Source organism: Xanthomonas campestris pv. badrii (genome assembly GCF_012848175.1).
GTDB lineage: Bacteria > Pseudomonadota > Gammaproteobacteria > Xanthomonadales > Xanthomonadaceae > Xanthomonas > Xanthomonas campestris_C.
The window spans coordinates 491,862-517,252 of sequence record NZ_CP051651.1 but is presented as its reverse complement, the minus strand read 5'-3'; the positions used below and the strand labels follow the sequence as shown (position 1 = coordinate 517,252).

The 25,391-nt window shown below is 67.0% G+C and carries 22 protein-coding genes and 1 pseudogene; 4 read left to right on the top strand and 19 right to left on the bottom strand.

The genetic code is table 11. The annotated features are described in order from the left end of the window. Positions 1 to 17: 17 nt before the first annotated feature. The 7 genes and pseudogenes from bcsD to HG421_RS02090 all read right to left on the bottom strand — a co-directional run bounded on the left by bcsD (position 18) and on the right by HG421_RS02090 (position 8,131). The gene (gene bcsD / locus HG421_RS02120) at positions 18 to 473 is read right to left on the bottom strand and encodes a cellulose biosynthesis protein BcsD (RefSeq protein ID WP_169704799.1); all 456 of its coding nucleotides are present in this window, start codon (positions 471 to 473) and stop codon (positions 18 to 20) included. 190 nt (positions 474 to 663) lie between these two features. Further along, positions 664 to 1,845, bottom strand: a complete 1,182-nt coding sequence (gene pncB, locus HG421_RS02115) for a nicotinate phosphoribosyltransferase (RefSeq protein WP_169704797.1) — start codon at positions 1,843 to 1,845, stop codon at positions 664 to 666. Positions 1,846 to 1,919: 74 nt separating this feature from the next. Further along, a complete protein-coding gene (locus HG421_RS02110; protein ID WP_169704795.1) occupies positions 1,920 to 2,888 on the bottom strand; it encodes a glycoside hydrolase family 113 in 969 nt (322 codons plus the stop codon). Between the two features lie 190 nt (positions 2,889 to 3,078). Then, positions 3,079 to 4,168, bottom strand: a pseudogene (locus tag HG421_RS02105) (hypothetical protein); the annotation flags it as partial. Positions 4,169 to 4,217: 49 nt separating this feature from the next. After that, positions 4,218 to 6,125 (bottom strand): glycosyltransferase family 2 protein, encoded by a 1,908-nt coding sequence (locus HG421_RS02100; RefSeq protein ID WP_169704791.1) that lies wholly within the window; start codon positions 6,123 to 6,125, stop codon positions 4,218 to 4,220. A 10-nt stretch (positions 6,126 to 6,135) separates the two neighbouring features. Further along, on the bottom strand, positions 6,136 to 7,161 hold the full coding sequence (locus tag HG421_RS02095) for a hypothetical protein (protein ID WP_169704789.1): 1,026 nt from the start codon (positions 7,159 to 7,161) through the stop codon (positions 6,136 to 6,138). Positions 7,162 to 7,291: 130 nt separating this feature from the next. Continuing rightward, positions 7,292 to 8,131: a glycosyltransferase family 2 protein gene (locus HG421_RS02090; RefSeq protein ID WP_169704787.1), complete on the bottom strand. Its 840-nt coding sequence runs from the start codon at positions 8,129 to 8,131 to the stop codon at positions 7,292 to 7,294. 462 nt (positions 8,132 to 8,593) lie between these two features. Between HG421_RS02090 and HG421_RS02085 the strand changes: the two genes are divergently transcribed. The 4 genes from HG421_RS02085 (at position 8,594) to HG421_RS02070 (ending at position 13,618) form a co-directional block, all read left to right on the top strand. After that, a complete protein-coding gene (locus tag HG421_RS02085) occupies positions 8,594 to 9,754 on the top strand; it encodes a phosphotransferase enzyme family protein (protein WP_169704785.1) in 1,161 nt (386 codons plus the stop codon). 29 nt (positions 9,755 to 9,783) lie between these two features. After that, positions 9,784 to 11,952, top strand: coding sequence for a TonB-dependent receptor (locus HG421_RS02080; protein ID WP_169704783.1), 2,169 nt, complete (start codon positions 9,784 to 9,786; stop codon positions 11,950 to 11,952). Between the two features lie 256 nt (positions 11,953 to 12,208). Next, complete coding sequence (gene pnuC, locus HG421_RS02075; protein ID WP_169704781.1) at positions 12,209 to 12,784, top strand: nicotinamide riboside transporter PnuC; 576 nt, start codon at positions 12,209 to 12,211, stop codon at positions 12,782 to 12,784. A 105-nt stretch (positions 12,785 to 12,889) separates the two neighbouring features. Then, positions 12,890 to 13,618 (top strand): UTRA domain-containing protein, encoded by a 729-nt coding sequence (locus HG421_RS02070; RefSeq protein WP_169704779.1) that lies wholly within the window; start codon positions 12,890 to 12,892, stop codon positions 13,616 to 13,618. Between the two features lie 20 nt (positions 13,619 to 13,638). Here HG421_RS02070 and HG421_RS02065 read toward each other — a convergent pair whose 3' ends face one another. From HG421_RS02065 to xpsF, 12 genes are all read right to left on the bottom strand, one after another. Then, positions 13,639 to 15,006 (bottom strand): IS5 family transposase, encoded by a 1,368-nt coding sequence (locus HG421_RS02065; RefSeq protein WP_168968245.1) that lies wholly within the window; start codon positions 15,004 to 15,006, stop codon positions 13,639 to 13,641. Between the two features lie 290 nt (positions 15,007 to 15,296). Beyond that, entirely contained in the window at positions 15,297 to 16,136 is an 840-nt protein-coding gene (locus tag HG421_RS02060) for a glycosyltransferase family 2 protein (protein ID WP_169704777.1), read from the bottom strand. Further along, positions 16,133 to 18,424, bottom strand: a complete 2,292-nt coding sequence (gene gspD, locus HG421_RS02055; protein WP_169704775.1) for a type II secretion system secretin GspD — start codon at positions 18,422 to 18,424, stop codon at positions 16,133 to 16,135. Before gspD ends, HG421_RS02060 begins: the two co-directional genes overlap by 4 nt. Further along, positions 18,421 to 19,218, bottom strand: a complete 798-nt coding sequence (gene xpsN, locus HG421_RS02050; RefSeq protein ID WP_169704773.1) for a type II secretion system protein XpsN — start codon at positions 19,216 to 19,218, stop codon at positions 18,421 to 18,423. Before xpsN ends, gspD begins: the two co-directional genes overlap by 4 nt. After that, the gene (gene gspM / locus HG421_RS02045; protein WP_169704771.1) at positions 19,208 to 19,861 is read right to left on the bottom strand and encodes a type II secretion system protein GspM; all 654 of its coding nucleotides are present in this window, start codon (positions 19,859 to 19,861) and stop codon (positions 19,208 to 19,210) included. Before gspM ends, xpsN begins: the two co-directional genes overlap by 11 nt. Further along, positions 19,845 to 20,966 carry a PilN domain-containing protein gene (locus tag HG421_RS02040; protein WP_169704769.1) on the bottom strand — a complete coding sequence of 374 codons (1,122 nt, stop codon included), beginning with the start codon at positions 20,964 to 20,966 and terminating at the stop codon, positions 19,845 to 19,847. The genes gspM and HG421_RS02040 overlap by 17 nt, the downstream gene beginning before the upstream one ends. Then, positions 20,963 to 21,814 carry a general secretion pathway protein GspK gene (locus HG421_RS02035; RefSeq protein ID WP_169704767.1) on the bottom strand — a complete coding sequence of 284 codons (852 nt, stop codon included), beginning with the start codon at positions 21,812 to 21,814 and terminating at the stop codon, positions 20,963 to 20,965. Before HG421_RS02035 ends, HG421_RS02040 begins: the two co-directional genes overlap by 4 nt. Next, positions 21,811 to 22,446 (bottom strand): type II secretion system protein J, encoded by a 636-nt coding sequence (locus tag HG421_RS02030; RefSeq protein WP_169704765.1) that lies wholly within the window; start codon positions 22,444 to 22,446, stop codon positions 21,811 to 21,813. Before HG421_RS02030 ends, HG421_RS02035 begins: the two co-directional genes overlap by 4 nt. Next, complete coding sequence (gene xpsI, locus HG421_RS02025) at positions 22,443 to 22,859, bottom strand: type II secretion system protein XpsI (RefSeq protein WP_169704763.1); 417 nt, start codon at positions 22,857 to 22,859, stop codon at positions 22,443 to 22,445. The genes HG421_RS02030 and xpsI overlap by 4 nt, the downstream gene beginning before the upstream one ends. Continuing rightward, positions 22,856 to 23,365, bottom strand: coding sequence for a type II secretion system protein XpsH (gene xpsH, locus HG421_RS02020; RefSeq protein ID WP_169704761.1), 510 nt, complete (start codon positions 23,363 to 23,365; stop codon positions 22,856 to 22,858). The genes xpsI and xpsH overlap by 4 nt, the downstream gene beginning before the upstream one ends. A gap of 10 nt (positions 23,366 to 23,375) precedes the next feature. After that, positions 23,376 to 23,807, bottom strand: a complete 432-nt coding sequence (gene gspG, locus HG421_RS02015) for a type II secretion system major pseudopilin GspG (RefSeq protein ID WP_104539334.1) — start codon at positions 23,805 to 23,807, stop codon at positions 23,376 to 23,378. 228 nt (positions 23,808 to 24,035) lie between these two features. Then, positions 24,036 to 25,253 carry a type II secretion system protein XpsF gene (gene xpsF, locus HG421_RS02010; RefSeq protein WP_169704759.1) on the bottom strand — a complete coding sequence of 406 codons (1,218 nt, stop codon included), beginning with the start codon at positions 25,251 to 25,253 and terminating at the stop codon, positions 24,036 to 24,038. Positions 25,254 to 25,391: the final 138 nt, after the last annotated feature.

Genomic DNA, 25,391 nt, shown 5'->3' with positions numbered 1-25,391 from the left:
TGCCCGATCACACATGCTCATGCCGTCCGCGCCAGTACGAACTGGCGCAAATCGACGGTCTCGCCCGGAACGGTCTGCACCGCCAGGCCTGCCAGCATCCCCAGTTGCTGGAACCAACCTTCATACACACCCTGCAGGAACCCGTCGCTCCACGCCGCGCCGTCCAGGGCCACGCCCAGCGGCGCGGCGCCGTGGCGGATCTGCACATGGTCGGCATGTTCGTCCATTGCGCACCGGCCCCAGTCGCAGCCGTCCCAGATCGTGTTGGCGGCCTGCTGCACCTCGTCCAGCGTGGTGCAGGGCGCAAGCCGGTGCTCACGCGCGAAGCGGCGGCCGATCCGCGCCATCAGGGAGGCCAGGTCGTGCTCGGGCAACTCGGCACCGAACTCCTCGGCCATCGCCCGCACAAAGCCCAGCCACTGGCGGGAGCAGCTGCGGGTGCGGTAGAGCGACAGTGGATCGAGTGCGGGCATTGAACAGGCTTCGCGAGAGAGGGACGTCGCATACGACGCATGCAGCAAAAGTGATGCAAGCGTGATGCCAATGTTAACGTCTGCCCACTGGCGATTGAGAGATGCATCTCACTTTTCCGGGGATTCCCTGACAGCTGCCGATACTTTTCGACAGTTACTGCCAGCCTGCGTCAGTCGCTGCCGCCGCGGGTCAGGCGCCTTCCGGCACCGGCGGCAGGCCGAACACGTCGCGCAGATAGCGCAGGTAGCCGGCGTCCTCGCACATGCTCTTGCCGGGCGAATCGCTCAGCTTGGCCACCGGCTGGCCGTTGCAGCGGACCATCTTGATCACGATCTGCAGCGGCGTCGGCCCCAGGTCGTTGGTCAGGCTGGTGCCGACCCCGAACGCCAGCCGGCAGCGGGTGTGGAAGTGCTGGTACAGCTGCATCACCTTGTCGATGTTGAGGCCATCGCTGAAGACCAGCACCTTGGTCCTGGGATCGATGCGATGGGCTTGCAGATGCGCAATCACCCGCTCGCCCCATTCGAACGGGTCGCCGGAATCGTGGCGCATGCCGTCGAACAGCTTGCAGAAATACAGGTCGAAATCGCGCAGGAACGCATCCAGCCCCACGATGTCCGATAGCGCAATGCCCAGGTCGCCGCGGTATTCGCGCGCCCACGACTCCAGCGCAGCCACCTGGGAATCGCGCAGCCGCGGCCCCAGCGCCTGGAAGGCCTGCAGGTATTCGTGCGCCATCGTGCCCAGCGGGGTCAGCCCGTAATGCTTGGCGAAGTACACGTTGCTGGTGCCCACGAACTGCTCGCCCAGCCCGTCGCGCAGCAGTGGCAACAGCTCGCCATGCCAGTGCCGCGAATACCGCCGCCGGGTGCCGTAATCGGCGATCTTGCAGCCGGCCGGCATGCTGCGCAGGCTGCTCACCTTGGCGCGCAAGCGGCTGCGGCCTTCTTCGAAATCCGGTTCGGAGGTATTGCGGAACCACACCTCGTTGATGATCGCCAGCAACGGCACCTCGAACAGGATGGTGTGCAGCCACGGCCCGCGAATGGTCAGCTCGATCTCGCCCGGGTGGGTGGTGGACGCTGCCAGCTGCAGGTACTTGCGATCCAGGTGGAACAGCGCCAGGAAGTCGGCAAAGTCCGGCTTGATGAAGCGCAGGCTGCGCAGGTAGTCCACCTCGTCCTCGCGCAGGCGCAGCCGGCACAGCGCGTCGATCTCGCGCGAGATCTCATCGATGCACTGCGCCAGGTCCACGCCGGGCGTGCGGCACTTGAAGCGGTACTCGACCTGGGCAGCCGGGTGCTGGTGCAGCACCGCCTGCATCATGGTGAATTTGTACAGGTCGGTGTCGAGCAACGAATGGATGATCATGCCGCCGGATTATGCCCGCAGCGGCAGCGCGCGCGCGTGCCTGGCGACGGCTTGGCGGCTCGGTTCGTCGCCCTTCAACGTGACAGCACCTGCTGCGCCGGCTTGCCCTGCACGGTGAAGTCGCTGTCGCCCGCGCCGCCGGCGGCCGGATCGGTGTACCAGCACCACAGCGCGATGCCGTCCATGCCGTGTGCCTGCAAGACCGTGCGCCATTGCTGCAACACCTGCAGCTGCAGACGGGTATCCACCGCTGCAGTGCGTTGCTCCGGGCTTTCCCACGGCGCCGCCAGGCTGCCGCGCGCCGAGCGCAGGCCCAGCTCGGCCACCCAGACCGGCTTGCCGACGCGCTGCCCCAGCTGCTGCAGCCGTTGCGCGGCGGCAGTCATTTCCTGGGTGCGCGTCTTGGCTGCTTCGGACAGGCGCGGATACAGGCTGGTGCCCACCGCATCGAACAGCGACCAGTAACGGAAGCGCTCCGCGTGCTCCATGCCATCGGCCACGTACAATAATTTGCCGCGATAGACCTTGCGCACCGCCGCCACCAGCTGCGGCCATTGCGGTGCGTCCTGCAGCTTGCGCAGCTCGGTGCCGATCACCAGCGCCTCGGCGTGTTCGTCCTCGGCCAGCTGTGCCAGCGGCAACAACGCCTTCCGATAGGCGGCGAACCAGGCCGCCTGGTCCTCGGGCGCCAGCTCGCCAGCCCAGTGACCGGGGATCCAGACATGCACCTTGAGCGTCGGACTCAGGCCGGCGCGATGGCTCTGGCGCAGCGCCGCCCGCATCGCCTCCAGGCTGCTGTCGCTGCCGAGCACCGGGTCGCTGGAGTGCGGTGTCGCCTGCCACACGAACGCCACCAGCAAGGCCTTGCTGGCACCGGTGGCCGCCAGGGATTGCAGCGACTGCGCGGCGGCAGAGCTTTCCCAGGGCGCGTTGGCCGAGACCTTGACGTTGGCGCCCATCCACATCGGCGCGGCCGCGTTGCAGCCATTGGCCAGCAGACACACGCCCAGCACCGCGGCGAAGGTCAGAACGCGCTTGAACATGCAGCCGATGCCTCGCTGGTCGACGCTGCCGTGCCCTGCACGCATTGGGTCGTGCCCAGGGTTGCATGTGTGGTGTCCGGCGGCGCCATGCTGCCGGTGGTCGGGCCTGCGGCTGCGTCGGGAACGCTGGCCAGCGTCGATGCACCGAGCACCGATGGCGTCTGCGTTGCGCCCTGCGGTTCCACCACCGGCGCATTCGCCGGCTGCGCTGCCGCGCGCCCCAAAGGCAGCGAGGCCGGCGCCGTCATGACCACCGCCTCGCCCTGCAGCAGTGCCTGTTCGTCAGCCGGCACCGCCCGCAGCCAGCTCCCCCAGCCCTGCGGTTGCACCCAGGCTGCACCCAGCAGGCCAAGCAGCAGCAAGCCCGCTGCCTGGCTGCGCTGGTCCGGCTGCAGCGCGCGCAGCAGCAACGCGGCCGGCACCCACAGCAGCAGCAGCGCATCGAACCCGGCCCAGCCGAAGGCGAACGACAGCGCCGCCGCGCAGATCACGGTTCCGGCGCTGGCAATCACGCCACGGGCCAGCGCCGCGCTGCGCGCACGTACCACCAGCGCCAGCACAGGGAAGCACACCAGGGCCGCCACGCCCCAACGCACCGCCGGCAACCAGCCTTCCGCCTGCGCGGCCAGCGGCAACGGCAGCGGATGCGCGCCCTGCGCAATGCTCGACAGCGTTGGCCACGGCGCGTTGAACACGGTCAGATTGACGTAGGCCCACATGCCGACCAGAAAGACGAACGGCAGGTAGCACACCAGGTAGAACGACCCCGGCGCCTTGCGCAGCATCTGCGGCGGCATCACCAGCAACAGCCATGGCGCCACCATCGTCGACAGCGCCAGCGTCTGCAGGTCCAGGCACAACAGGATGCACAGCCAGCCGGCGATGCGCAGATAGGTGAAGGCTTCCACCGGTGCCTGCAGGCGGCGCAGCGTGCGGCACAGGCCATAGAACGCCAGCAGCCCCACCGCCTGGCTGCCGCCGGCCGCGATCGGCAGCAGGAACAGCGGGTTGCAGCCCACCAGCAGCGTCAGAGCGCTGGCCCAGCCACGCCCGAACACGCCGGCCAGATCTCGCCACAGCAGCGACAGGAACAGGGCATTGGCCGCCACGGCCAGGAACGGCCAGACCTGGAACGGCAGATCCCAGCGATGCAGCGCCAGCTCCACCGCCCACGCCAGCAGACCCGTGGCCGGCACGCCCACGCCCGGGGCCACCACCGGTGCGGCGCTGCCCAGCGACTGCACCAGCAATGGCTGGCTCAGCAGCGACAGCGCCACCACCGCCACCAGGAACGCCGGCAGGCCGCTGTCGCGACGCGCGGCAACCGGCTCACTCTTCGAGTGCGGCGCGGCGCTCGTTTTCCGAATGCTTGCTGATGCCATGCGTGGTCTTCTCCCAATAGAACGGATTGTGGATCAGCTGCCAGAGCCCCTTGTAGCCGGCGATCGATTGCAGCACCCAGTACAACGGCACCGTCAGCGCATACGGCGCCAGCTTGAAGTAGTCGCGTTTGAACGCGGCCACCAGCGTGATGTAGATGAAGAACGCATTGGCCAGCAGCAGATTGACCAGCGACACCGCTGCCAGCCACGGCGGGAAGATCGCATCGAAGAAACGCGCACCGCTCACGATGCTGATCAGGCACAACGCCCACATCACCGGCACGCCCAGTGCGATGAAGAAATTGCCGCCGATGAAGAACTGAAACCCCCAGAACCCCTTGAACCCGGTACTGCGATACAGATGCACCGGGTCGCGCATATGCACCAGCCAGGTCTGCATGTAGCCCTTGAGCCAGCGCGAGCGCTGCCGGATCCAGTTGGGAATGCTGACATTGGCTTCTTCGAAGGTGGTGGAATTGACCACATTGACGCGGTAGCCGTTCTGGATCAGTCGCACGCCCAGGTCGGCGTCTTCGGTGACGTTGTACGGGTCCCAAGCGCGCACCTGCCGCAGTACATCCAGCCGGAAGTGGTTGGAGGTGCCGCCCAGCGGAATCGGGATGCGCAGGTATTCCAGCGCCGGCAGATAGAAGTCGAACCAGAGCGTGTACTCCAGCGTGAACATCCGCGTCAGCCAGTTTTCGTCGGCGTTGTAGTAGTTTAGCCGCGCCTGGATGCAGGCCACATCCTTTTCGGCCTTGCGGAACGCGGCCACCACGCGCTTGAGCTGATCCGGCTCGGGCTTGTCTTCGGCGTCGTAGATGGTGAGCAGCTGGCCACGCGCAAAATGCAGTGCGTAGTTGCAGGCCTTGGGCTTGGTCTTGGGCTGCGACGGCGGCACCCGGATGATTTCGAAGAACGCTTCCAGGCCGAGTTTCTTGGCCGCTTCGATGGTCTCGACGTCGTCGGCTTCCAGTACCAGCTTCACGTCGAGCTTGCTGATCGGGTAATCAAGCTTGCGCAGCGCGTTGGCCAGGATCGGCAACACCTCCGGCTCCTTGTACATCGGCACCAGCACGGTATAGACCGGCAGGTCGTCGTCGCGCAGCGCGGCCACTTCGTCTTCGGTGACCTTGATGTCGATGCGATGGCGCGAGCCGAACCACACCAGCAGCAGCTTCAACCCGAAGGTGGCCAGAAAGCCCAGCGCCACCAACACATTGACGGCGATCAAGGCCGGCACCGGGAACAGCACCAACGTCACCAGCATCGCCGCCGCCAGCGCCCACAACGCGAACTTCTGCCCACGCGTGATGACCTGGCGTGCCGAGTACGTCGGCGCGTGCGCCGCGAGCAGGTTCAACGCGTTGTCGGTGAGCTGCTCGTCGGCATAGCGCTGCAGGCTCCAGATGATGTCGAACTTGGCGGTGCCGACAAAGCGCACCTCCTCGCCGTAGTGCGCGCGCGCCCAGGCGAACAGCGCCGGGTCCGGGTCGGCCACTGCCAGCACCAGCACGCCGTCCTCGCGCCGCCACGGCAGCAGCAGGCGTTGCGCATAGCGGTCCAGATCGCCGGGAACCAGCAGCGCCGGATCCGGCGGCTGCTGTACCAGGTCGATGAATTCCAGCCCGAAGTGCGCCGCCACGATGGCGTAGAAGCGCTGCGCCGGCACGCCGCGCTGGGCCAGGATCACATCGCCCAGGCGCGAATTCCAGCGCTGCTGCAGCGCCAGCGCCGCCCGCAGCTGCTCGTCGGTGATGACGCCTGCCGAGACCAGCGCACGACCCAGCAGCCCGCGTTCGCGGCCGATGTCCGGCGCCCGTCCCAGCGCTTGCGTTTCGCAGGTGACCGTCATGTGCGGCCCCTTAGAAACGCCACCAGGCGGCCACGAAGGGCCCGCCTGCGGCACCGGTATTGCGGCCCATCACCGGCTGCTGATACCCCAGCTGCCACTGGCTGCCGCCCGGCGCGGTGTACAGCGTGGACAACTGCAGCTTGGTGAGGTCGTAGTTGGTGCCGGTGGCGACGAAGCCGATGCCGCCAGCAGAACCAGGGACGTCGAAATTATTGCGCCCGTTACCCAGACCCTGGATCACGTTGAGTTCGCCCAGTAGCAACCAGCGCGGGGTCAGGCTCAAGCCCGCGGACGCATCCACCCGCACTTCGTCCGATGCCGCACTGCCGCGCAGGCGCACTGCGCCGCCCAGGTCGACATAGCCATTGCGACCACCCAGCGTATAGCCACGGCCGCGGCTGTAGCGCAGCTCCAGCCCATAGTCGCCCAGTCCAAGCGCAGGCTCGGAATTGGCGTCGGGATTGTCTGGATGGAACGTCTTGCTGCGGCCATAGGCGGGAATGCTGACCAGCGCCTGCACCGAACTGCGCCAAAGCTCGTTCTGCCCGCTTGGCAATGCATACCGCAGGCCGACTTCCTGATCGGCAAAGCCGGTCGTGGAGGTCTTTTGCCGCCCGCTGAGGGCATCGTGGTTGCTGAAACCCACATTGGTGAAATAGAAGTTGCCGATGAAGCTGAGTCGCTCGGTCAGCCCATGCTCGACATACACGTTGAGCTGGTCCTGGCGACTGCGCCCGTTGCCATCGAATTGCTGCCCATCGCCAAAGGTGGTGCGGTGATGACTGTCGTCGAACCATCCGCGGCCATCGCTATGCAGCGCCTTGACGATCACCAGCGTGTCGCCTTGCGGTTGGGTCCAGGCACCGGCCATGGCAGCACCCGGCAGCGCACAGCCCAGGGCAAGGGCAGCCACCACGGCCAGTGGCAGGCGGCGAGATGGACGACGCAAGCCGGTCGTGAAGACAACCGAGCTGGACTGCAGACAGGCGAGGCACGACTGACGTACCCGCGAGCGCGGGTCGTTCTTTGAAGACATTTGTACGATTCCTGGTGGGGGACCCGTTAGGGACAGGAAGCACGGGTTAGGTCACACTTCGTCGCGCAACGTATCACAGTTGCGAACGCTTCCCCATCACGGATTTATCACCAATTTAACGCGCGGAGCATCATTTCGAACGCAACAATCTGGGCACCTGGACGGCTGCGTGGGTCCAGATCGCCAGCCAGACGCCCACCCGGGTCGGCAGACCGCGCCGGCCTGCCTCGAACTTGCAGAAATACCGCCACAGGCCGCGATGCTTGTGCCATTCCACGAAGAACGGCCGCGCGCGGCTGGACACGCCACGCACATGCACCACCTGTAGATCATTGGCCACCGCGACCAGCGCACCGGCCTGGCGCGCGCGCCGGCACAGGTCCAGATCCTCGGCATGCAGCCGGTAGTGGCCATCCCAGCCATCCAGCCGGTCGAACAGGCTGCGCTGCATCAGCATCAACGCACCGGAAATGGCATCCACCCGCTGCAATGCCGTGGACGGGTCGGCCGGCACCGCCAGTTGGGCGGCGGCACGCGGCGCACGCAGCATCGCCGCAAAGTCGGGGTCGCGCCGTCGCACGGCCGCATCCGGCCGGCCCTGTTCGTCCACCTGTTCCACCCCCAGCAGCACCGCGGCGTGTCCGCCGGCACGGGCGCACAACTGCACCAGCGTGTCGGTCTCGACCATCAGGTCCGGGTTGATGAAGACCAGCCACGGGGCGTGCGAATCGCGCGCGCCCTGGTTGCAGGCGGTGGCAAAGCCGGGGTTGTCCGGATTGGCGATGAAATGCACGCGCGCATCGGCCAGGGCATGCCGCTGCACCACGGCCAGGGTGTCGTCGCTGGAGGCGTTGTCGACCACGCGGATTTCGCCGATGCCCTCGGCCGCACGTAGCCGCGACAGGCAGGCATCGATGGTGCTGCTGCTCTGATAGGTGACAACGACAGCGGCGATCTGGACAGGGGTCATCGGCGCATTATCCGGTGGCGAGGCGTCGCCGCGCCATCCGCATAGCCCTGACATGGCACGACAACGCATCGCTCCAGCCACCACCGCGTCAGCTTGACGACCGCACGCAGCGTCAAAGCCAGCGCCTGGCTGCTTGCGCAAACAGCACGCCGACATGGCGGACGGCATCGGCAGCGGGCATACTGCGCGCCCGACAGTGGCTAGCGGCCTGCGTCGGTGCCGTTCGCGGCGCAACCCCACACTCGATTCCAGTGATGACAGCCAGCAACCGCGTGGTTTGCCGCTGCCTTTTCACCTTTTGCCTCGCGGCGGCCTGATGCGGCCAGCGCGGCAACGACGGCCCGGCAGCGCCGTCCTTCGTTTCACCGGCCTGCGTCCCGGTCCGGCTCATACGCCTCCATCCAGCTGGTCTATACCACTCGCAATTCCCACCGCGAGCGCGTGCGCGCCGTGGGGTGCCCGATGAGTGCCACCCATCAGGTCCACGGCATGAGCCTGGAGCTGGCGCTGCCGGACTGGCCTGCCCTGACCGTGGACGAGATCCAGCGCGTGCTGCAGCGGTTCGCCGGCATCGGTGGTGGCGAGGTGGTGCGCTGGCATAGCGCGCGTCCGTTTTCCGCCGCGGCCTGCGTGCAGACCGCGGCCGGGCCGGTGATCGTCAAGCGCCACCATTGCAGCGTGCGCAGTGCCGCGGCCTTGCGTGAGGAACACAGCTTCATGGCGCATCTGCGCTGGGCCGGCGCACCGGTGGCGGAGGTGTTGCATGCGGCCGGCGGCCAGACTGCGCTGGCGCAGGACCAATGGGTCTATGAGGTGCAACGCGTCGGTGCCGGCCAGGACCTGTACCGCGACGCCTTGTCGTGGACGCCATTCGCCGACCGCGCCCATGCGCAGGCGGCGGGCGTGGCGCTGGCACAGCTGCACCGCGCGGCGCAGGGCTTCGATGCGCCGCCACGTTCCACCAGCGTGCTGGTCGCCAACCTGCAGCTGTTCGCGCAGGCCGAGCCACTGCTGGCGCTACAGCGCACGCTGCCGACGCGGCCGCACCTGGCAGCGGCCCTGCAGCGCTTTGCCTGGCAACGCGACCTGGCCACCCATCTGCTGCCCTGGCATGCCAAGGCCTGGCCGCTGCTGTCTGCGCCGGGTGCGATGCCGCCGCTGTGGACGCACGGCGACTGGCATGCGTCCAACCTGCTGTGGACCACCGACGCCGACGGCCACGCCGCAGTCAGCGCGATCTTCGATTTCGGCCTCAGCGACTGCAGCAGCGCGCTGTTCGATCTGGCCACCGCCATCGAACGCAACCTGGTGCCCTGGCTGCAGCTGGATGCCGGCGCGCGCGCGCGGCCCGAGCTCGCCCAGCTCGATGCCTTGCTCGACGGGTACGCCCTGCACCGCCCGTTGACGGGTGCGCAGCTGCGCTGCCTGGCGGCGCTGTTGCCGATCGTGCATGCGGATTTTGCGCTGAGCGAGATCGAATACTTCGCCGGCATCACGCGTTCGCCCGACAACGTGGATATCGCCTATCACCGGTACCTGCTCGGCCATGCGGACTGGTTCGCCAGCGCCGATGGCCAGGACCTGCTCGCGCATCTGCACGCGCGTGCGCGCCGCTCGCCATGAGTGCTTTCTTCTTCTCTCGAGTCTTTCGCATGCCTGCATTGCGCCCCACCCTGCTCTCCCGCTGCCCGCTCACGCTCGCACTGACGCTCTGCCTGGCCGCGCCGGCGCTGGCACAGCAACGCCCCGAGGCCGACGCGGTGGAACTGGACGCGGTGACTGTGCGCGGCGAACACGGCGACACCGCCACCGCACTGGGCGGTTTCGGCGCCACCGGCCTGCTCGATGCGCCCGCCTCGATCGCCGTGATCGAACGCGGGCAACTGCTCGATCGCCAGGCGCGCGTGCTCAGCGAGGTGCTGCGTGCCGATGCCTCGGCCGGCGATGCGTATGCGCCGATCGGCTATTACGAAAACTTCGTGGTGCGCGGCTATTCGCTCAATGCCGCCAACAGCTACCGCATCAACGGGCTGAGCGCAGTGGGCGAGCAGTCGATTGCGCTGGAAAACAAGCAGCAGGTGCAGATCCTCAAAGGCCTGGCCGGGCTGCAATCGGGCGTCAACGAACCGGCCGGGCTGATCGACTACCGCACCAAGCGGCCAGAGCACGTGCGCAGCGTGACCCTGGGCACCGACGAGCAGGGCTCGCGCTACATCGCCGCCGATCTGGGCGACTGGTTCGGTGCCGAGCGCACGCTGGGACTGCGCGTGAATGCCGCGCGCGAAGAGATCGACAGCTATGTCGATCATGCCGATGGCTACCGCAATTTCCTGTCGCTGGCCGGCGACTGGAAGATCACCGCGCAATCGCTGCTGCAGCTGGACGTGGAATACCAGCATCGTCAGCAACGCTCGGTGCCCGGCTACCAGCTGCTGGGCGGCACGCAGGTGCCACGCGACATCGATGTGCGCCGCCTGCTCGGCTACCAGCCGTGGGCACGTCCGGTGGAAATGGACTCGCTCAACGCGCAACTGCGCTATGCCTACCAGTTCAACGAGGATTGGCGCGCCACCGCCGAGGCATCGCGCAGCCGTTCGGTGATCAACGATTTCTCCGCGTTCGCCTGGGGCTGCTATGGCGCCGCCAGTTGCGCCGACATCGCCACGCCGAACGTCTTCAGCGCACAAGGCGAGTACGACATCTACGACTATCGCAGCCCCGACGACACCCGCGTGCACGATCAGCTGCGCGCCACGCTGGAAGGCCACGTGGTCACCGGCGCGCTGGAGCATCACCTGAGCATCGGCGGCGACTGGCTGCGCCGCACCATCGACCGCTTTGGCTCGGTCAACGAATTCGTCGGCAGCGGCCGCCTCGATCGCGACCCGGACGTGTTTGCGCAGACCGATGTGGCGCTAGACCCCAAGCAGCGCCGCCTGGATAGCCGCCAGCGCGCGCTGGTGCTGGCCGACCGCATCGGGCTGGGAGCGCAGTGGGAGCTGTCGCTGGGCGCACGCGCGGTGCGTCTGGACGAGCGCGCCTTCGACCGCGACGGCGTGCTGGAGCGACGCACGCGCAAGGACGCCGTCTTGCCGCAGGCCGCACTGCTGTTCAAGCCGCAACAGAACGTGTCGCTGTATGCCAGCTACGCCAAGAGCCTGGCCGCCGGTGGCACCGCGCCCTGGTTTGCCGACAACGCCGATGACATCCTGCCCCCCACCAATGCCTACCAGCTGGAAACCGGCGCCAAGCTCGCGCTGCAGGGCCTGCGCCTGGGCGCGGCGCTGTTCGATATCCGCCAGGCCTATCAATTCACCCAGCCGCAGGCCGACGGTGGCCTGTTGTTCGTGCAGCAAGGCCGCCTGCACAACCGTGGGCTGGAGTTGTCCGCCGATGGCGCGGCAACCGAACAGCTGCGCCTGTTCGCCAGCGTCGCGGCCATTCGCGCGCGCGCCGAAGACACCGACATCCCCGACTACGAAGGCCACCAGGCCATCAACGTGCCCAAACTGCGCGCCAGCCTGCAGGCCGACTACAGCGTGCCCGGCGTCGACGGCCTGGCGGTGCTGGCAGGCGTGCAGTACAGCGGGCGCAAGTTCGCCGACCGGCTCGGCAACGCCAGCGTACCGGCCTATACCGTGGCCAATCTGGGCGCGCGCTACGCCACCACCGTCGGCGGCCGGGCGACCACCTGGCGGTTGAACGTGGACAACCTGTTCGACAAGCGCTACTGGCGCGATTCGGGCGAATACCAGGGCGATGCGTACCTGTTCCCGGGCGCGCCACGTACCGCACGCCTGACGGTGCAGGTGGATTTTTGAGGTCTGCTGCCCCCCATCCGCCCTTCGGGCACCTTCCCCCGCACGCGGGGGAAGGGAGCCGAAGCGAGTCACCTGTGATCGGGTGTGTTTTAGGCACCGGCTGAAGACAGCAGCAGCTTATTCAGCGGCGAAGGCGCTGGCGTGTTTCCGTCGCACGCAGACTCGGGGCATCGCGCAGCATCCACTTACGACTGCAACACGGCTTTGCGCTTGTGCTGCACCTCTCCCCCGCTCTCCACTTTCCATCAGGCAGTGCATGTCGTTGCTCGAATCCATCGCTGTCGTGATCAACCTGCTGGGCGTATGGCTGACCGCGCGACGCATCCGCTGGTGCTGGCCGGTGGGCATCGTGGCGGTGGCCTTGTACGCGTGGCTGTTCTACCAGTGGAAGCTCTACTCGGACATGCTGCTGCAGGGCGTGTACGTGCTGACCCAGCTCTATGGCTGGTGGCAGTGGCAACAAAGCAGTGGCGTACAGGCACGCATCTGCCCGGTGCCAATGCCGCAGCGGGAGCTGTGGCTGTCGCTGTGCATGGGCTCTGCCTTCGCGGCCGCGCTGGGCGGCTACATGCACCATCGCACCGATGCCGCACTGCCCTGGCTGGACGCGGCGCTGGCCAGTTTCAGCCTGGTCGCCAGCGTGTGGGCCGCGCGCAAGCGCATCGCCAACTGGGTGCTGTGGATCGTGCTCGACTGCATCTATGTGGGCGTGTTCGTCAGCAAGGGGCTGTATCCCACCGCCCTGCTCTACGCCGGCTTCGTGGCGCTGGCCGTGTACGGATGGCGTAGCTGGAAAGCCCAACAGAACCGGAATCTGTCTGCGCCACACTGAGCCGGGGGCAGTTTGCCAGTGCATTTGTCTTTACCATCGCCGCATGCGCCACTTCCCATCTGTCGTCCTGCCGATGTTCCAACTCCCAGCCTGGCAACGTACCGCATGAGTGCGTCGCGCCAACACGCCATCACCGACATCATCTCCGCACAGATCGCCGCCGGCGAATGGGGCCCGGACCAGCGCCTGCCGGTGGAACGCGCGCTTGCCGAGCACTTCGGCTGCACCCGCATCACCTTGCGCGAGGCCCTGCAGCAACTGGAAGCGCAGGGGCGCATCTACCGCGAAAACCGCCGCGGCTGGTTCGTCAGTGCACCGCGCGTGCGCTACGACCCCACCAGCATCGCCGGCTTCATGCAGTACGTGGCCGCGCAGGGGCGCAAACCGCGTACCGAGCTGCTGAGCGCGACCCGGCAACCCGCAGGCGCCGCATTTGCCGCCACCCTGCGGCTGGAGTCGCCCTACGAGGATGTGTTCGTGCTGCAGCGCCGGCGCTGGATCGACCGCCGCGCGGTGCTGCTGGAAACCAACGTGGTGCTCGCCGCCTGGGCGCCAAGCCTGCTCGAGCACGATCTGGCCGGCTCGCTGTCGAGCGTCTTCAACCAGAAGCTCGGGCTGTTCCTGAGCCGCGCGCAACTGTCGATGCACCCGGCCGGCCTGGATGCCACGCAGGCCATGTTGTTGCAGTCCACCACCGGCACGCCGTGCTTCCGACTGCAACGCATCAGCTTCGCCGAAGACGGCCGCGCAGTGGAGCTGGACATCGAATCCTGGCGCCACGATGCGCTGGATGTGGTGGTGCGCACCGAGGCGCCGATGCGTGCGGCGCTTTAGTCGTCTCTGAAAAATCCTCTTCAGACGCCAATTGCGAGCTGTGACCGATCCATGGCGCCCAGGGATAACTGCGACATTGCACGGATCCAGGCACGCAAAAGCGCGATCCAGCGCATCAACCAGCGCAGGTTGTAGCCGGCGGCGCAGCCCAGGACATGCAGTGCATCGCCTTGGGTGCCCTTTAATCTGCAGCGGCGCAGCCGGCAGTCGTCTTTCAGATGGCCGATCACCGGCTCCACCGCTTGCCGTCGCTTGATCCAGTGCCACTGCCGGCGCGTCAGCGTCTTGGCTTTCCCACGGTGCAGCACCTGTACCCCATCGACCTCGCGCCCGCGATAGCCCAGGTCCACGATCGCTACCGTCGGGGCGACAGCCACGTCTTGCAGCAATCCGCGTGTCTGCTCCAGTTGCTCGGCCAAGGTATCGCCGTCGTACGGATTGCCAGGGAAACTCCGCGCACCCACGACCAATCCCTTGCAGGCCGTCACCGCAATGCCGACCTTTACGCCAAACTCGTACGGTTGACGCGCTTTGCCCTTGCCGATGCATTCCACCTCCGGAGCATGCAACGCATACAGCTTGTGCTTGTCCTTGGGGTGTTGCGTGTACAGGCGTTGCGCACGGTCCAGCCACACAGCGATGCGCTCGCGCACGCTGTCCTCCACTGCGTCTAGCTTGCGCTGCATATCGCGCACCACGCGCCCCAACACTGTGCGTTGGCGCCGCAGCGCAGCTCGCATGCGCTTGAACTGGCGCGCATGGGCATAGCGGCCCGCCTTGCGGCTCAAGGCAGGGCCTTGCCGTGCGTAGGTTTGCCGAAGCGCAATACCGTGGCGCTTGGCCAGCAGCACCAGCTTCTTGCGTGCCACCTCCAGCAGACGGCTATCGGTCGGATAGGCGATTGCCTTTTCCTGCACCGTGGTATCGACGATCACCCGCGACAGCTCGCGTGCATCCACCGCCCTCATCGCGTGCGCCGCATTGATCGTGTGCGCCAGAACCTCTTCCATCCCAGCTTCGCCCAGGCGCTGACGCCAGCGCGTCAGCGAACTGGCATCGCATGGCAGACGCGTCTGGAACACCACCTCACCGGTGAAGAACTGCCAGTACGGATTCTCCAGCCAGCGCTCGCACACCGCTTCGTCGGACAGGTCATAGGCGTGCTTGAGGTACAGCAAACCGGTCATCAAGCGCACCGGCAAGGCCGGACGCCCACCTCCGGCGGGCGTGGCCGGCAAGTGCGAGCAAAGCGCCTGCTCCAACGCGGCCCACGGCATCCGTTGACTCAACTGCGCCAGCGGATGGCGCAGATCGATCTGGTTCTCCAGGCGCGAACGAAACAACTCCTCGGCGGGGGTGTCTTCGGCAGCAGGGCGGCGTGTACGCATGGACGGAAATTGCAAGAAATCAGCCCACAGCGTAGCGAAAACTGGTAGTTCCGGCACGCCTGCGCGGCCGGTAACGCCTTGCTGTGACTGGAATGGTGGGGATTTTCAGGGACGACGCTTTAGCGCCGGGAATCGGGAATCGGGATTCGGGATTCGGGAATCGGGAATCGGGAATCGGGAATCGGGAATCGGCGAGCAGCATTCAGCACTTTTGCGGGTGTTGCTAGGCCGCGCAACCTTGCGGCCCGAATGCTTTCCGTCGCTGCGACGGCCCAAACTTTGGCAGGCGTCTATGAATCGAATAGCGTGCGCTGTGGATCAGGCGGCGGCAGGTCGGCCAGCAGGTGGCTCAGCTGATCGCGCTGCGCACGTAGCGGGTCGTGCATGAGGAAGCTGGCCAGGCGGGCATGCCAGGCCGGCCAGCGGGTGGCCAGGGCATCCATGTCGCCATCGGCCGGGCGGCCTTCGTGCGGCGAGGCGACGAAGGCGGTGTCGCACAGCACATTGCGCCAGCCCAGGCCACCCATGCGCAGGCTCAGGTCCACCAGCGCTGCGTACCACGACCCATAACTGCTGGCATCCAGGCCGCCGGCCTTGCGCCGCGCAGTGCCGCGCAACAGCACCGCATGGCCAACCGCCGATGGCAGCTCCGGATGCAAAGGCGGCATCGCCGCGCAGGCGGCGGCAAGCCGTTCCGGCGCATCCGGCATCGGGTTGAGTTCGCCCAGGCGCGGCCAGCTACAGGCTTCGCCCACATTGCTCCATGGCGTCGCCGTGGCGATGGCGGCATCGCGCGCGAAACACGCGCTCAACTGGCCGAGCCAGCCCGGCAGCGGGCAGGCATCCACGCCCAGCACCACCACATCCGCGTCGCCGCAGGCGCTGAGCATTTCATCCAGATGCGCCACCTCGCCCAGCATGCGCTGGCGACGGGTGTGATGCGCCTGCAAGTGCGTGCGTGCCAGCCAGTGTTCGATCACCGCGCGGCCGCGTGGGCCGGCCTGCGCATCGTCGGCCAGCCACACCCGCGTGCCGGCCGGCGTGGCGGCATCCAACGCACCCAGACAGGCATCCAGCGCCTCGTCGTCGGTGCCGACCGGCACCAGCACGACGGGCAGTGCCGCACTCATTGCGGCTTCTGGCTGGGTTTCAGCGGCTCCATGGCCTTGAACTTCTGGCCGTATTCGTCGGTGAGATTGCGCGCTTCCTGCGGATTGCGCACGATCGACGGGGTGATCAGGACGATGACTTCGCGGCGGGTGTTGTTTTTACCCTTGGTCCCAAACAGCCCACCGACGACCGGAAGCCTGCTTAGGAACGGAACGCCGTCACTCGTATCGGTCGTGCTGTCGTCGATCAAACCAGCCAGCATCATGGTATCGCCGCTTTGCACCGCTGCCTCGGTTTTGACCCGACGCGTATTGATGTCGACATTGCAGGCTGCGCTGTTGACGGTCGTGGTTGCTGCAGCAGTACACGCTGCCGGACGCGATCCGGGAGTGCTGATTTCCTGCACGATGTCCAGAAACACCATGCCGTCCTTGGTAACGCGTGGACGTACTTTTAGGATCACGCCGGTGTCGATGTACTGCACCGATGAGAAGCTGCTGTCGCTGCCCAGCCCGGTGTTAATCGAAGTCGAATTGATCGGGATGCGTGAGCCAACATTGAGCGTCGCTTCTGCGTTATTGCGCACAAAGACTGATGGTGTCTGCAGCAGGCGCACATTGGTAACCGAATCCAGTGCAGTAATGACCGCAGCCGCATTCTTTCCAAGAAATGTCCAGCCAATACCGTTGCCAGTCACTGTCCCTGCAATGTCTCCCCAGATGTTACGGCCCGCTGCGGAGGGCAAGCCTGCACCCCCGGTACCGTTGGCACCGGGGGCGGCATTCACCGCGTTCTCGAAATACCAATTGACGCCGTAGCTCAGGTCACCCGTCAAATTCACCTCAGCCACCTGTGCCTCGATATGCACCTGCATCGGCATCACGTCGAGCTTTTCGATGACATCGCGGATGGACGTCCATGCCTGCGGGGTGGAGCGCACCAGCAAGGTGTTGGTTTCGGCCACTGCCGATACGCCGACCTTGTCGCCTTGTACTTCCAGCGTTACCGCGCCATTGCCGTTGCTGCGCGGCGACAACTGCAGGCTGCCGTTGCCGAGCCCGCCGCCACTGCTGCCGCCACCAAACTCACCGCCCACCGTGCCGCTGCTGCTCCCGCTTTCGCCGATGCTGCCACCGGTCAGGCCGGAGCTGCCGCCCATGCTGCTGTCGCGATCGCCCAGTTGCCCACCCAGCACGCTGGTTTCCGCCCCCGGCGCCAGCGAAGCGTTGGAGTCGCCGCTGTTGCTGCGTCCGCCGAACACTTCCGACAACCGATCGGCCAGGTCCTTGGCCTTGATGTACTTCAATTCGTAGGAGAACAGCCGCACGCCGCCACCGGCGCTGTCGATGCGGTCCAGCCATTGCTGGATCTGGTCCAGGTAGCGCGGCTGCGGCGTGATCACCAGCACCGCATTGGCGTTTTCCAGCGGCATGAAACGGAACATGCCGGCGCTGGGCGTCTTGCTCTGTTCGCCGAACACCTTCTCCAGATCCGCGCTGACCTTCTCGGCCTTGCCGGACTGGATCGGGAACACGCCGACCGACATGCCCGACAACCAGTCCACGTCGAAGATCTGCACGGTGCGCAGGTAGTTTTCCAGCTCGGCGCGGGTACCGCCCAGGGTGATCACATTACGCGCCGGGTCGGTGCCGACGATGGCGTTCGGGCGCGCGTAGGGTTCGAGCACCTTCTTCATTTCGCTGGCGGAAATGAACTTCAACGGCACCACGCGTACCTCGAACCCGCGCGCGGCCGACGGCGATGCGGTGCTGGGCGCGACGGTGCCGGCCAATGCCTGGTCGGCCGGCACGATGTTGTAGCGGCCACCGCTGAACACCATGCGCGCATTGTTCCAGCCCAGCACCATCTCCAGCAGGTTCAGCGCCTGTGCGGGCGAGACCGGGTTGGGCGTGGCCAGGGTCACGGTGCCCTGCACGCCGGGCGCAATGACGTAGTTCTGGCCCAGCATGTCGCCCAGGATCGCCTTGACCACCGCCTGCACCGATTCGCCTTCGAAGTTGAAGGTGGCGCTGCCGCTGCTGGCCATGCCCAGCGTGGGGGACGGCGCAGACGCGGCGCTCTGGTTGATCATGGTGCCGCTGCCGCGGCGGATCACCGGGCTGGGCTTGGCGTTGGCGTCGCCGTCGGCGCGCTGTTCGGCGGGGGTCTGGGTGGCGCCGGCGGCGCCGACTTGCGGATCCAGGCGCGCATTGCGGCGCACGTCCGGTGGCGGAGTGGTGGCGCAACCGGCCAACAGGCCAATCAGCAGGGACACGGGAAACAGGCGCGGCGTCATGCGTTCACTCATTGGGTCTGACCGGGGGTAGAGCCGCTCTGGCGCTGCTGTTGCAGCTGGCGGCGTCGGGCTTCGATACGTTCGCGGATGGCGCGCATCTGATCGTCGGAGGGGCGTGGGGCTTCCTGTGCGCCATCGCTGCGCTGCGGCGGCACCGTTGGCGGTGCCTGCCCGCCGGGTTGCTGCTGTGGCGGCGTGGTCGGTTGCGGCTGTGGCTGCTGCGGCGGTTGCACGGTCGCGGCGGCATCGGGCGGCGGTAACGGCGGGCTGCCAGCGGCGGCGCCACGCGCGGCGGCAGTGGCGGTGGGCGGCTGCCCGCCCTGGCCGTTGAACACATGCAGTTCCAGGGTCTGGGTACCGCCGGGGCCTTCGATGGTTGCGCTGCGCGGCTGCAGCGCCAGCAGGCGCCAGCCCTTGACCGCCTCGCCGCCCAGCTGCACGCGCACCGAATCCTGTGGGTCCAGGGTCAGCGTGGCCATCTTGAAGTTCTCGGTCAGCAGCACGCCGGTCAGGCGCACCGTCGAGGCGGCGCCGCTGCCGTCGTTGCCGGACAGGAAGAACGGGTGCGGCAGGCGGTCTTCGGCGAAGGCCGGGTGCGCGGCGATCTCCGAATACTTCTCGAAGGCCCCCAGGCGCTCAGGCGCCGGCGCCGGCAGGGTGGGCAGGCGTTGCACCAGCGCCGGGTCGTCCGGCAGCAGGTCCACCCGCTTGCCCAGCCCGGCCACCGCCAGGATGCACACCAGCAGCGCCCAGCCGACCACCGTGGCCAGCAGCCAGGTGCGCAGGCCGATCAGGTCAAGGCGCATTGCTGGCCTCCCCGGGATCGGTAGCGGCGGGCGCGGCATCGGTGTTCAACGGCGCGGCGCTGGCGCCCGGGCGCAGATAGCCGGCCAGTTCGAAGGCGATATCCAGGCCGTTGCCGCTTTCGTTGGGCGAGAGTTGGTAGCGCTGCGCCATCACGTTGAGATTGTCCACGAACAGGCGCGGGGTGCCGTTTTCCAGGCTGTACAGCACCGAAGCCAGCTCCGGGGTGCCGCAGCGCAGGCGCACCTGCACCGCCACGCGGGTGAAGCGGTCCTTGCTTTCCGGCTGCAGCGGCGAGCGGTTGCTGATGGCGCAGCTGCGGTTGCCGGGGCTGGCTTCCACCACCGCGCGTTCCAGCCGCTGCACCAGTCCGGCCGAGGCCAGCTCGGCGGAGGTTTCCGGCAGGAAGCCGGGGCGGCTTTCCAGGGTCTGGCGCGCCTGCTGCAGCCGTTTGCTGACTTCCGGTGCCTGCTGCAGCTGCACACGCACGCGCAGCTCGCGCTCGCGCAGCGCTTGCAGTTCGTCCTGCACGGCGATCATCGGCTGGGTGAACCACGGGTGCACCAGCACCAGATATGCCACGCCCAGCACCAGCAACAGCAGGCCCAACGCGATCCAGCGGTCGCGTTTAACGTTGCGTGGCATCGGCCGCCTCCTTCGCATCCGGGCCGGCCAGCTCGGCGGTGATGGTGAAGCGATCGACGTTGCGGCCGGCATCGCTTTGCAGCACGCCGGTCAACGAAGGCGTGCGCCACAGCGGCGAGCCTTCCAGACGCCGCACCAGCGAGGAAGCTTCGTTGCTCAAGCCGATCAATTGCAATTGCCCGCCTTCGACCGAGAATTTTTCCAGATAGGTACCGCCCGGCAGACGCCGGCTCAGCTCGTCCCAGATCTCCACCGAAGTCGGGCGCGTGGCGCGTTGTTTCTGGAAGAAGTTGGCGCCTTCGACCAGGTCCATCAGCTGCTGGCGTTCGGCGGCCACCTGGCGCGCGCGCGCGGCATTGGCCTGTACCTTGGCGCGCAGGTCGGCGGCGGCCTGGCGGCGATTGTCCAGCAGCAGCCAGCCGGCTACCGCCAGCAACACCAAGGCGGTGGCGGCAAGCATCAGGTTCCAGCGCTGCATCGGGTCGCTGCGGCGCAGGCGGCGTGCCGGCGGCAGCAGGTTCACGCCCAGCGGCGCGCCCTGCGCATCGGCCACGTCGATGCCGGACAAGGCTGTGGCCCAGGCATCGGGCACACCGGCCGGGCCATCGATCATGCGCCGCGGCACCACCACCAGTTCGGCATCGAGCTGGCCGTCTTCGCGCACGTCGAGCACGCGTGCATCGAAATACACCTGGTCGGCGGTGAACGGGGTTTGCCGGTCGATCTCAAAGCGCGCCACATCCTGCAGCCGCGCCGCAGCAGCGGCCGGCAGGCGCAAGGGGCGCCGCAAGGTGTGTGCGGCCGGCAGCAGCCAATGCCGCGGCAGTCCGTCCAGCGCGGTCGGCAGCACGGCGTTGACTTCCTGCGGCTGCACCGGCCAGGGCAGGCTGGCGATCGCCTCGCGGCTGTGATCGCGCTGGCGCACCAGGTGCAGGGTCTCTCCGTCGAGCTGCAGCAGCAGACGCGCCTGCGACAGGCCCAACTGCCATTGCCAGCGCTGCGGCAACCACGCCAGCAGCGAGTGCTGCCACCAACGCCAGAAGCCTCCGGCTCCCGGCATGGCGCGTACGCCGATACGACCCAAGGTATCCCGCCATGCGGTCATTGCACTGCTGCTCCCTCTTCCCAACGCAACACGGTATAGGCCGATCCCGGCAAGGCAGACGCGCTGGTGGACACCACCGCCCGCAATACAGCCTCGCGTCCCTGACTCAGTCGCGCCCGGCTCTCGACACTATAAGTGTCAGAGCCACCGACCGTCGCCTCGCTGCCCGGCAAACCCAGCGGCGCGTCACGCTGGGCCAGCAGTTGCTGCGCATCCAGCCCCATCGCGGTCAACACCGGGCCAGGCGCAAAGCGCGCTTCCGGACGCGAGCGCCCGCTGTACAAGGTGATGTTGGGCAGCAGCTTGCGATACAGCTCGCTGTCCATGCCCAACACCAGGCGCAGTTCGCCCAGGGTTTCGAACGGGCTGTCCTTTGCGCCGTACGGCAGGCCGGCATCGGCATAATCGCGATCCTCCGCACCGCCACCGGGTTGGCTCAGCGAATCGCCATCGCGCCAGTCGACGATGGCGCCGGCAATGCGCGTATCGCGGCCCTGTTCGCCGCCGACTGCACGCACCAACCCAGCCAGCAGCGCCGGCTCGGCCATGTTCAGATCCACCTTGCCGCTTTCATCGGTGATGCGGATTTCCACCGTGGCATCGTCCATCCGCCAACGATAGCGCCGGCCATCCGCGCGCCAGCGCGCCTGGGTGTCGGTGTTTTGCAGGCGCCAGAGGGCGTATTCCAGGCCGGCACGCGCATATTCCTGAGCTTGCGCGCCATTGCGCAGCATGCTGCCCTGCAGGGCTTCCACACGTGCGGTCAGCGCGAATGCGCCGATCATCGCGGTGAGCAACGCGATCAGCCACAACACCAGCACCAGCGCGGCACCGCGCGCCCGGCTCATTGCCCCGCTCCCGGGTTGCTGGATTGCGGCAGCGCCACCACCACCGGCGGCCACGGCGCATCGTTGCTGCGGATCTCGATGCGCACCATCAGCGGGAGCCGGTCATGCCATTCCCACTGCGGCAGCCACGCGCTCAGGCGGCCATTTTGCGGGTCCCTGCCGCGATACCGGAAGCTCACCTGCTGCACGCCGTCGGCCAGCGTCTCCGGCGGCAAGGCGGTGCCTTCTTCGATCGACTTGCCCGATTGCAACATGGTCAGCGCAATCTGCAGGCGGCGTTGCTCGCCATCGCCGGCCACCGACAGGTCGTGCAGATACGGTCCGCCGCGGCCCAGGTAATCCGGGATGTCGGCGGCAAAGCGCATGCGCTGCGGCTCGCCGATGAACAGCATCGGCTGCTGGCTCTGCGGATCGATGCCCATGGCCAGCGGCAACGCGGCCGCCAGCCGTCGGCGCAGGAATTCTTCCACCGCACGTACGCGCTCGCTGCGCTGTGCGATCGCTTCGCCGCGCTGGCTCACCGCGCTGGCCGAGCGCAAGGTGGCAAAGGCCAGCGTCAGCCCGCCGACCAGCAACATCGTGGCCAGCAACACCTCGATCAAGGTAAAGCCTGCGCTGCGCGACCGGCTCACAGCGTCCCGTCCTGCGCGCTGGCCGCAACCAGGCGCAAGGTGCGCCATTGCAGCACTTGGTTGGCCGCTTCGCCCCAACGCACCACCAGGGTCAGCTGCAGCAGGCGATGCCCGCCCGGCGCGACTGGCGCCTGCGGATTGCGCCGCGGCTCGTCATAGGGGCGCACGTCCATCGACCAGCGGAAGTGCCCGTTTTCGAAGGTGCCCTGCTGCTGCTCGGGCACCAGTGGTTTTTCGATCCCCTGCACGGCCAGCAACGACTGCGCGTGCAAGGTGGCGCGCGTGCTTTCATCGGCCGCACGTACCTGGCGCGCCGCACCGGACAACGATCCCAGCAACAGGCTCAGCGCCAGCGCCAGCAACGCGAAGGCGACGATGACTTCGATCAGGGTGTAACCGCCTTGACGCTTCATGGCGCTGGCGTCCGCAACGGTCCGGAACGTACTTCGCCGGTGATCCAGCCCACGTCCACGCGCCAGCGCGCGTCCTTGACCTGCAGGTCGATCCGGCCACCCGTGGATGCCCCATCGGGGAAGAACTGGATGGCGCCTTGATCTTCCCGCGATTGCACCTGGCGCGCGCCGGTGAAACGCACCTGCAACGACGCCGGAAGATCGCCGTGATGGCCGCCAGGCGCTTCCCAGCGGCGCTGCTGCGGATCGATCAGAAACCGCTGCGGCGTGCCGGTGGCAATCGCCTGGGTGCGCGTATGGCGCAACTGCGAGGCGATCGCCTTGCCGGCAGTGCGCAGCCGCATGCCGTCGATACCACCGTTCAATGCGGCGGCGGCCAGTACGCCGGCCATCGCGATCAACGCAATGACCAGCAACATTTCCAGCAACGAACTGCCACGCGTGCGCCTGCCCCCAGAACCGACCACTGCATGCGGGCAACGCAACGGCGGACGCGCAACGCGCATGTCGTAAGGCTTACTGGTACTTGATGTCCGCGTCGTAGCTGCTGCCACCGGGGCGACCGTCCTTGCCCAGGCTCATCAGATCGAACGGCTGGCCATCGCCGGGGACGCGGTATTCGATGGTGTGGCCCCACGGGTCGTTGAGTTCGGCCGGCTTGGCGTACGGGCCCAACCAACCGCTGCTGCCGCCGGGCTGGGTGACCAGGTCGTCGAGCTTGCCCGGCAACTTGCCGGTGTCGAGCTGGAAATTCTCGATCTTGCCGGCCAGGGTCTGGATCTGCGATTTGGCCAGGTTGGCCTTGCCGCGGTCGGCACCGCCCAGCACGCGGCTGCCCACCAGGGTCAACACCGCGCCGATCAGCACGATGACGATGATGATTTCCAGCAGGCTCATGCCGGCCTGGGCTGCACGCGACGGACTGCGGGTAATGGAACGCTTGATCATGAACGATTTCCTTGCACGTCGATGAAGGATGCTGCCGCCACCAGATGACACGGCGACCATTGCATTGGTTCCCGCATGGGTGTCGCGCGGTCACCGGAAAGTTGTCGTGAATACGCTGCGCAGCTGAACGCACTGCGTGGCGCCACCGAAGTGTACGAGCGATGCCTGCCGATGCCGAGCCCCGCTTGGGTCCGGCTGACGGCAACGCAGCGGTGCGGGTCATTGCACTCAGCCGATCGCATTGGTGAGGTCATACAGCGGTACCAGCACCGAAATGATGACCAGCCCCACCACCGAGGCCAGCACCAGGGTGATCAACGGCACCAGCGCCGCCAGTGCGCGATCGATGGCCTGCGCGGTTTCCAGCTCGAAGGTATCGGCGGTCTTGAGCAGCATGGTGTCCAGGGCGCCGGATTCCTCGCCGACCTGGATCATCTGCAACGCCAGCCGCGGGAACCGCTTGCCGCGCGCCAGCGACATCGACAGCCCGTGGCCGTTCTTGACGTCGTCGGCAGCGGTGGCCACGTCCTCGACCAGCGCGGTATTGGACATCACGTTGCGTGCGATGCCGATCGCCGCCAGCAGCGGTACGCCATTGCGCAACAAGGTACCCAGCGTGCGTGTCAGCCGTGCGGTTTCCAGCCGTGCGATCAGGCTGCCGATCACCTTCTGCCGCAACAACCATTCATCCAGTGCCGCACGGAACGCCGCATTGCGACGCTTGCGATCCAGCCACAATCCCAGCACGCCCGGCACCACCACCAGCACGATCCACCAGTCGCGCACCAGCAGGCCCACGCTCAGCACCGCCTGAGTGAACCACGGCAAGGCGACATCCAGGCTCTCGTACATCTGCGCAAATTGCGGCACCACGTAGCCAAGCAGGAACAACAGCGCGCAGCCCACCACCGCCAGCAGGATCGCCGGATAGATCAGCGCATTGATGACCTTACCCTTGAGCGCACGGCTGCGTTCCAGGTAATCGGCCAGCCGTTGCAAGGTGTCCTGCATGCTGCCGCCGGCCTCGCCGGCGCGCACCATGTTGATGTACAGCTTGGAAAACAGCCCGTGCTGGCGCTCCAGTGCCGAGGACAGCGGCGCGCCACCGCGCACGGTGTCGCGCACATCGCCGATCACGCGCCGGCTTTTGTCGTCGTCGGGCAGGTCCATCAGGATCGACAGGGCTCGATCCAACGGCTGCCCGGCGCCGATCAGGGTGGACAGCTGTTGGGTGAACTGCACCAGCGCCGCGTTGTCGAACGGTTTCTTGCGCAGCAGCATGCGCAACGACGGCGAGTCGTTTTCTCCGGTGGCCAGGCGGGTTTCCACCGGCAGATGGCCTTGTTCCTGCAGCCGCAGCGCCACCTCGGCATCGCTGGCCGCTTCCATCTGGCCATCGAGCATCTCGCCGTGGGCGTCGAGCGCCTTGTAGCGGTAGAGGGGCATCAGGAGTGACCGGAGCCGGGACCGGGGACCGGGGACCGGGGACCCGGGAAAGGCAGCACAGTGCAGCACTGCAACTTGGCTGCGCGCTGGTCAGCGCATGCGATGTACCGCGCCGCACCCCTGCCCTTGCTGTTCCCG

Coding starts and splice junctions, on each gene's coding strand:
- bcsD (WP_169704799.1), bottom strand. CDS start 473: ATGCCCGCACTCGATCCACTGTCGCTCTACCGCACCCGCAGCTGCTCC.
- pncB (WP_169704797.1), bottom strand. CDS start 1,845: ATGATCATCCATTCGTTGCTCGACACCGACCTGTACAAATTCACCATG.
- HG421_RS02110 (WP_169704795.1), bottom strand. CDS start 2,888: ATGTTCAAGCGCGTTCTGACCTTCGCCGCGGTGCTGGGCGTGTGTCTG.
- HG421_RS02100 (WP_169704791.1), bottom strand. CDS start 6,125: ATGACGGTCACCTGCGAAACGCAAGCGCTGGGACGGGCGCCGGACATC.
- HG421_RS02095 (WP_169704789.1), bottom strand. CDS start 7,161: ATGTCTTCAAAGAACGACCCGCGCTCGCGGGTACGTCAGTCGTGCCTC.
- HG421_RS02090 (WP_169704787.1), bottom strand. CDS start 8,131: ATGACCCCTGTCCAGATCGCCGCTGTCGTTGTCACCTATCAGAGCAGC.
- HG421_RS02085 (WP_169704785.1), top strand. CDS start 8,594: ATGAGTGCCACCCATCAGGTCCACGGCATGAGCCTGGAGCTGGCGCTG.
- HG421_RS02080 (WP_169704783.1), top strand. CDS start 9,784: ATGCCTGCATTGCGCCCCACCCTGCTCTCCCGCTGCCCGCTCACGCTC.
- pnuC (WP_169704781.1), top strand. CDS start 12,209: ATGTCGTTGCTCGAATCCATCGCTGTCGTGATCAACCTGCTGGGCGTA.
- HG421_RS02070 (WP_169704779.1), top strand. CDS start 12,890: ATGAGTGCGTCGCGCCAACACGCCATCACCGACATCATCTCCGCACAG.
- HG421_RS02065 (WP_168968245.1), bottom strand. CDS start 15,006: ATGCGTACACGCCGCCCTGCTGCCGAAGACACCCCCGCCGAGGAGTTG.
- HG421_RS02060 (WP_169704777.1), bottom strand. CDS start 16,136: ATGAGTGCGGCACTGCCCGTCGTGCTGGTGCCGGTCGGCACCGACGAC.
- gspD (WP_169704775.1), bottom strand. CDS start 18,424: ATGAGTGAACGCATGACGCCGCGCCTGTTTCCCGTGTCCCTGCTGATT.
- xpsN (WP_169704773.1), bottom strand. CDS start 19,218: ATGCGCCTTGACCTGATCGGCCTGCGCACCTGGCTGCTGGCCACGGTG.
- gspM (WP_169704771.1), bottom strand. CDS start 19,861: ATGCCACGCAACGTTAAACGCGACCGCTGGATCGCGTTGGGCCTGCTG.
- HG421_RS02040 (WP_169704769.1), bottom strand. CDS start 20,966: ATGACCGCATGGCGGGATACCTTGGGTCGTATCGGCGTACGCGCCATG.
- HG421_RS02035 (WP_169704767.1), bottom strand. CDS start 21,814: ATGAGCCGGGCGCGCGGTGCCGCGCTGGTGCTGGTGTTGTGGCTGATC.
- xpsI (WP_169704763.1), bottom strand. CDS start 22,859: ATGAAGCGTCAAGGCGGTTACACCCTGATCGAAGTCATCGTCGCCTTC.
- xpsH (WP_169704761.1), bottom strand. CDS start 23,365: ATGCGCGTTGCGCGTCCGCCGTTGCGTTGCCCGCATGCAGTGGTCGGT.
- gspG (WP_104539334.1), bottom strand. CDS start 23,807: ATGATCAAGCGTTCCATTACCCGCAGTCCGTCGCGTGCAGCCCAGGCC.
- xpsF (WP_169704759.1), bottom strand. CDS start 25,253: ATGCCCCTCTACCGCTACAAGGCGCTCGACGCCCACGGCGAGATGCTC.